The organism is Kiloniellales bacterium (assembly GCA_030066685.1).
In the GTDB taxonomy this organism is placed as follows: Bacteria; Pseudomonadota; Alphaproteobacteria; order Kiloniellales; family JAKSBE01; genus JAKSBE01.
On record JASJBF010000073.1, the window covers coordinates 1 to 6,125 of the forward strand.

The window sequence follows — 6,125 nt, forward strand, 5'->3', positions numbered from 1 at the left end:
CGCCGAGACCCCGCGCGGCTTCACCGGCCACGAGCACCTGGACGCCGTCGGCCTGATCCACATGAACGGCCGCGTCTACGACCCCGTGCTGGGCAGGTTCCTCTCGGCCGATCCCTTCGTGCCCAGCCCGACCGCTACGCAGTCCTTCAACCGCTACAGCTACGTAGGCAACAACCCGCTGAGCTACACGGACCCGACTGGCCTTGTTCCGGACGCAGGCGAGATGGGCCCCCACGGTCAATCGGACAACGACGGGCGCGCGAGCACTGGCAGCGCATTCGGCCAGAACCCGGACAACAGGTTCGAGTCGCCCGATACCTTCGGTCAGCAAACCACGGTGCCGGGAGGCGACATCCCCGGTGAAACAGACTGTAACTGTTACGGTGGCTTTGGCTCACAGGGCATCTTCGCTGCCGAAAGAGACGCCCTGGAACAAGGAAAGAGAACAGAAGAGAGCATTCAGGCAGATGTAGAAAAATCCCGCGAGTATGAGGGCCATAGCGGCCGCAACGGCAGAGACTACGCGCATGGCGTCCAGGTCGCTTCCGGAGACCTCTTCTCTAGCGAGGACATTTATGACGGTTCCCGCCTCAACGGCCGACGCGGGGGAGTATATTCCGCCCCCACGCTTCAGCTCGTCGATTTTGATGTCCGAGACCGACCCGGCGAGAACGAGCTTGATGAAAATGCCGCCTATTGGGCCGCTGGCGTGATCGGTGGAGTTGTTGCCCTCGCCGTGTCTTTGGAGGTCGCGGTAGCCCTCGGCCTAATCGAATCATCTGAGATCGTGGGGCTTGCAGCGATACTAGCTGCAAGAAAAGTCGCGAGGAAATATGCCGCAAGGATCTTGGGGAAAGCTCTAGAAGCGGCTGGCTTCAGGAGACCTGCAGACCATGCGGCGCACCATATAGTTGCTTTCAATGCTACATTAGCCAGCCCAGCGCGTGCCATATTACAAAGGTTCGGCATCGGGATTAATGCCGCTGAGAATGGAGTGTTTCTGCATCAGACATTGCACAATGGCATGCACACCATAAGGTACTATACTGCTGTCAACAATGCACTTCGAGCTGCGGCGCGAAGCGGAAGACGGGAGGATGTTGTGCAGGCGCTCGATAGAATTAGACAAGGACTGATCAATGGGACCTTCCCGTGATGGATCGTCGAATGAACGTGTATAGACCCCTACCGCTTGATGGCTATGAGCTCTGCCATCCTTTAAGGGATGCGGACTTCGATACAATCGATCGTTTGATCGATGGTGAGCCCCGCCAGACTGCCTGGAAGCCAATTAAAATGAAGATTCTCCGAGAGGATGAAGGACGTGGGTTACTTGAGTCTGACTCGCCGTGGCTCGGGTCTCATGCGCTCATTTTCAAGACGACAGCTGTCTCAGTTATGGGATCGCTTCTGAGAGAAAACGGCGAGTTGCTACCCTTGCATTGCCGGGCCGCTGAGGTCGTGATTTTCAATGCTACGCGCGTACTTGATGCTTTGGATGAAGCTGCGTCATCTGTTGAGCGCCTGGACGATGGGCGGATTTTGTGGGTCAATAGTTTCGCATTTTGCACTGAAGCGATACGCAATGTGGACATCTTCAGGTGTTCAACCTTGGACTCGCGTGAGGTCTTTGTCCGCGAGGCTTTTGTTGAGCTTTGGCAGTCGGCAGAGCTTCGCGGATTGAAGTTCGAGCAGGTTTGGGATTGATTCTGAGAGTTCCTGGAGTTCCGCTGGAACTCCGGGGATATGGAGTAATCGAGTTAGATTCCGGTAATTTCGAGGACATGGCTGTAATCGCGGCTGGTCGCGCTTCGGGCTCATTGTCCAGGGCCTCGGGTGAATTAGCACAAGTGGGCCACGAGGCGTGTGCGGCGCCTGCGCCTCGCCGAAGCCGCGCCGCGAGCCGCTATTCGACGCGCTAGGCGGTCAGGAACATCGCGCGTTCGAGGGCGGCGAAGAAGCGCTGGTAGGTCAGCGGGTCCTCGACTGCGGTCAGGTTGTACTGGGCGTTGGCGCGGACCAGCAGCCGGGTCTCGCCGCGGGGGCGGACGGTCACGGTCATGCGCAGGCGGTAGCCGTCGAGCTTGGTGCCGCTGACCGAGCCCAGGTTGGCGTCGGCCTTGTCGATCACGAAGCCCAGGTCCTGCAGGGTCGCGATCACCCTGCGCAGGGTCGCCCGGCGGTCCGCGGTCTCGAAGACCCGCTGCGGGATCGAGCGCAGGGCGAGCCAGCAACGCCTTCGACCCCAGGACCGGCCTGATCGACGCGATTTCGACCGACCTGGCCGGCACCGTGATCCAGGATCTGGCCTACGGCTACGGCGGCCCCGGGCGCCGGCCCGCACGCGGTGACCGGGGCCGGCGAGGACGGCTACCTCTATGACGCCAACGGCAACATGACCTCGCACATCGCCGGCGGCGCGACCCACGGCCCGTCGGTTCTGGGGGCCAGGACGCAGACGGCGGGTTCCTTTTTTCCCGACGTGCTCATGGCCGGCTTTACGGTGCCGGAGGGTGAGAACCGGGTCCTGCTGGTCGCGGTCAGCCACGAGGAAGGCACGATCGGCAGCGTGACCTTCGGCGGGCAGCCGCTGTCCCAGGTCGGCGCGCTGGTCAACGACGAGACCGGCGTCGCTCTCTTCGAGCTGCGCGAGGCGCAGCTGGGCCCGGGCGCGCAGACGGCCGACCTGGAGGTCGACTTCCTCGGCTTTTCCGACACGGAGGTGACGGCCTTCACGGTGACCGGCGTCGACCAGGCGGCGGCGGCGACGATCGCGCAGGCCGCCCAACCCGTGGCGGCAAGCTCGATCAGCGCGGATATCACCACCAGCGCCGACACGGCGATCCTGGTCAGCGCCGTCGGCTTGGATAGCCCAGCGATCTGGTCCCCCGGCGCCGGCGAGACGCAGATCGGCTACGCCGAGACCGGCGCCTTCGCCGGCGGCGCCAGCTACGAGGTCGTCGCGGCCGGCAGCCACGACATGAGCTGGTCGGGAGACCTGGCGCTGAGGCCGACCCTTCTGGTGGCGGCCTACCCCGCGGCCGAGACGGGCGGCGGCAGCAGCGTCGAGAAGACCATCGCCTGGTCCTCCTTCAACAAGCCGACCCTGATCACGGAGGTTTCCACCGGCGACGAGGCCGGCTTCACCTACGGCCCCGACCGGGCGCGGATCAGGCAGCACGTGGTCGAGGGCGGTGCCGCCCGCGACGTGATCTATATCGGCTCCCTCTACGAGCGCCGCATCCAGCTCGGCAGCCCCGACGAGCTGGTGCATTACGTCGTGGCAGGCGGCACTGTGGCGATCCACACCGTCTTCGACGACAACCTGCCGGCGACCAACAGGACCCGCTACCTCCACCGCGACCACCTGGGCTCGATCGAGACCATCACCGGCGAGACCGGCGCGGTGGTCCAGCGCCTCTCCTTCGACGCCCACGGCCAGCGCCGCCTGGCCGACTGGACCGCCGGCGACCCGGCCGCCCCCGGCGCCGAGACCCCGCGCGGCTTCACCGGCCACGAGCACCTGGACGCCGTCGGCCTGATCCACATGAACGGCCGCGTCTACGACCCCGTGCTGGGCAGGTTCCTCTCGGCCGACCCCATCGTGCCGGATCCTGAAACTACCAAGAGCTTCAACCGCTACACCTACGTCCATAACAACCCTCTATCCTTCACCGATCCCAGCGGCTTCGGATTGGATGGCCCGACTGACCATGGCCATGGCATGGATCAAGGTAAAGATCAGGCTAGCGGCATAGGGGTATCTGAGAGCTATGGCGGCGGACGGGGAACCCATGGTGGCGGTGTCGGTCCGCACGGCCACAAGAGCTACGGTGCCGACGCTCGGAACGAGCCGATGGATCATCGCGGCTTCCTGTCGTCTGGGCGCGGTTTCGCCGAGGCACTTGGTGCGGCGGCGGAAGCGGCTGGATTAGGCTTTGCTGCACTGGATCGGTGGGGAGACGATGTGCTCGGATTAGGCCTCACTCATCCGGCAAACATTGAGGATGATTTCTATACCGCAAGGAACAAAGGTGAAATAAGGAAGGCCATAGGATTGTTAGATCGAGCCAGGAGGTTCGGAGTTCTACCTGGAAAGATATCCCAAATGGTGGAAGCGCTTCAACACGCCGCCCTGCAAGGAAAAGGAGGAACCAAAGGCGTGGCATATGTAGGTGGAGCTCTTGACGAAACGCTCGAAGGGTTTGCATTTAAAGCATACTTGCGGGCGAAACGAGCTAGTTCCGCGGCCGTCTCCGCGACCGTCAATGTCGCCTATTTTTCCTGGGATGAACCTGAAGAACTTGCTGATTTTATTGAAGCACACAAGGGTGCAGTAGCAGTATTTGGGCACAGCTATGGAGCGGACACCGCGGCAGCTGTCGTTGCAGCCGGACACCGAGTCGAGTTGCTGGTTACAGTAGATCCAGTAAGTAATTTTGGAGTCGGGAGCTGGTTTGGGCCAAGTTATTCTCAGGTTCAGCTTAATGCAAGAACTTGGAGAAATTACAACGCAACCAAGGGTGATCTAACGTTTGGAAATGTCGTCGCTGGCCTTGGAGGTTCCTGGGATGGCGGGCCGAGAAGCTACTCAAAACATTTCGACAGGCCATATAATCACGGAGAAATTATGGCTGTATGCGGCTCTTTCCTCGGTTGCTGAAATGCATTCTTCAAGGAACCGTGCTATGTGGTCATGCCTATGCCTAAGACTAAGACCCGTGGCTATCTACATGATATTGCTTAACTTATGTGCTTGTGTGGCGAGCGCCCCAGAAGACGTGGAATTCGCCTCCGTACGAGCGGTTGATCAATTCAGCCAACCAGAGATCAAGATCGTGTCCATGGAGGACATATTTCGTCATCAATTTGGGATCAATGAAGGAGATGCCAAGCAGCGCCCTCACAAGCTGCTGCTGAAAATATATTTCAGTACTGAGACGGACTTGTGGGAGTTCACCCAAGGCCGGGGATACGACTTGGGTGCTTTGGCGCATTTTTGCGACGCACCAGACAAGAAGGTGCTTCTTTCTTTCATCGATGTATATTGGAACAGGCGAAGTGTCGATTCGCTGAGACGAAATCTCATACAACAAAGCATTGAGGCGGAAAACGGTCAGAGGATTGAATACTATACATTTGCTGAAGTGAAGCGAGACGAACCCGACCCGGAGTTTGTTTCCTTTGACTTGAGTCGGGATCCCAGGGATTTGTGCATCTATCTCACCGGCACCAATGGAGTATTCGCCTTTAGGTCAAATACCTTCGTAGTTCCAAAAGAAGAAATTGCTGCTGCTTTGCGTGAGTTGCCTCCGTACTTTCGTGACCAAGGCCCCAGAAGCGAGGCCCCCGAGGGCGCCAAATCAGGATCTTGAGGCAACGACTGTGCCTGCGGCGGTCTACGATCCGGGAATTCGGGGACAGGGGGAATTGCGGGAATTCCGGGAACAGTATACGGATTTCCCTAGCCTTGCTCCGCTTCCTTCGGCTTGCGCCCCGGCTTTCGGGGCAGGAGCGGACGGCCGAGACGGCGCTCCAGGCGCTGGACGAAGCGCTTGGCGCCCAGGGGCGGCCGCTGCGGCTGTGCTTGCGCTGCTCGATGTCTTCGTCCGCCATGCCGCCAGCCAGGAAGCGGGCCCAGTCGGGAACGCGTCGGAGCAGGGGCGTGACCCTAACGAGGTCGTCGTCGCGACCGGCCAGGTGGGCGCGGGCGCTCGACCAGGGCCAGATCCCGGGCTTTCGGACCAGGCGGGCGCGGACCGGGTTCAGCTCGACATAGCGGGCGGTCGCCAGCGGGTCGGCTTCGTCCATGGGTAAGGAGTGGAAGCGCTCCTGCCAGAGGTGGCCGCGCCAGCCCTTTCGAAAGTTGATCCGCGGGGTAATGCGCTGCAGCGCCTCGCCGCAGCCCCAATACCAGCGCCTGCTAGTCGACGCGCTGGGCGGTCAGGAACATCGCGCGTTCGAGGGCGGCGAAGAAGCGCTGGTAGGGCAGGGGGTCCTCGACCGCGGTCAGGTTGTACTGGGCGTTGGCCCGGACCAGCAGCCGGGTCTCGCCGCGGGGGCGGACGGTCACGGTCATGCGCAGGCGGTAGCCGTCGAGCTTGGTGCCGCTGACCGAGCCCAGG

At 61.2% G+C, this 6,125-nt stretch carries 6 protein-coding genes; 4 read left to right on the plus strand and 2 right to left on the minus strand.

The genetic code is table 11. From position 1 onward, the window contains the following. Both QNJ30_27835 and QNJ30_27840 read left to right on the plus strand, forming a co-directional pair. A partial coding sequence (locus tag QNJ30_27835; protein MDJ0947274.1) for an RHS repeat-associated core domain-containing protein occupies nt 1-1,156 on the plus strand: 1,156 nt, incomplete at its 5' end. Between the two features lie 11 nt (nt 1,157-1,167). After that, a complete protein-coding gene (locus tag QNJ30_27840; protein ID MDJ0947275.1) occupies nt 1,168-1,707 on the plus strand; it encodes a hypothetical protein in 540 nt (179 codons plus the stop codon). A 211-nt stretch (nt 1,708-1,918) separates the two neighbouring features. Here QNJ30_27840 and QNJ30_27845 read toward each other — a convergent pair whose 3' ends face one another. Continuing rightward, entirely contained in the window at nt 1,919-2,161 is a 243-nt protein-coding gene (locus QNJ30_27845; GenBank protein MDJ0947276.1) for a hypothetical protein, read from the minus strand. 186 nt (nt 2,162-2,347) lie between these two features. Here QNJ30_27845 and QNJ30_27850 point away from each other — a divergent pair, with 186 nt between their 5' ends. Continuing rightward, nucleotides 2,348-4,663: an RHS repeat-associated core domain-containing protein gene (locus QNJ30_27850; protein ID MDJ0947277.1), complete on the plus strand. Its 2,316-nt coding sequence runs from the start codon at nt 2,348-2,350 to the stop codon at nt 4,661-4,663. A 58-nt stretch (nt 4,664-4,721) separates the two neighbouring features. Beyond that, nucleotides 4,722-5,375, plus strand: a complete 654-nt coding sequence (locus QNJ30_27855; protein ID MDJ0947278.1) for a hypothetical protein — start codon at nt 4,722-4,724, stop codon at nt 5,373-5,375. A gap of 548 nt (nt 5,376-5,923) precedes the next feature. Here the strand turns inward: QNJ30_27855 and QNJ30_27860 are convergent. Next, nucleotides 5,924-6,125 (minus strand): hypothetical protein (locus QNJ30_27860; protein MDJ0947279.1); only part of this gene is annotated, 202 nt, incomplete at its 5' end.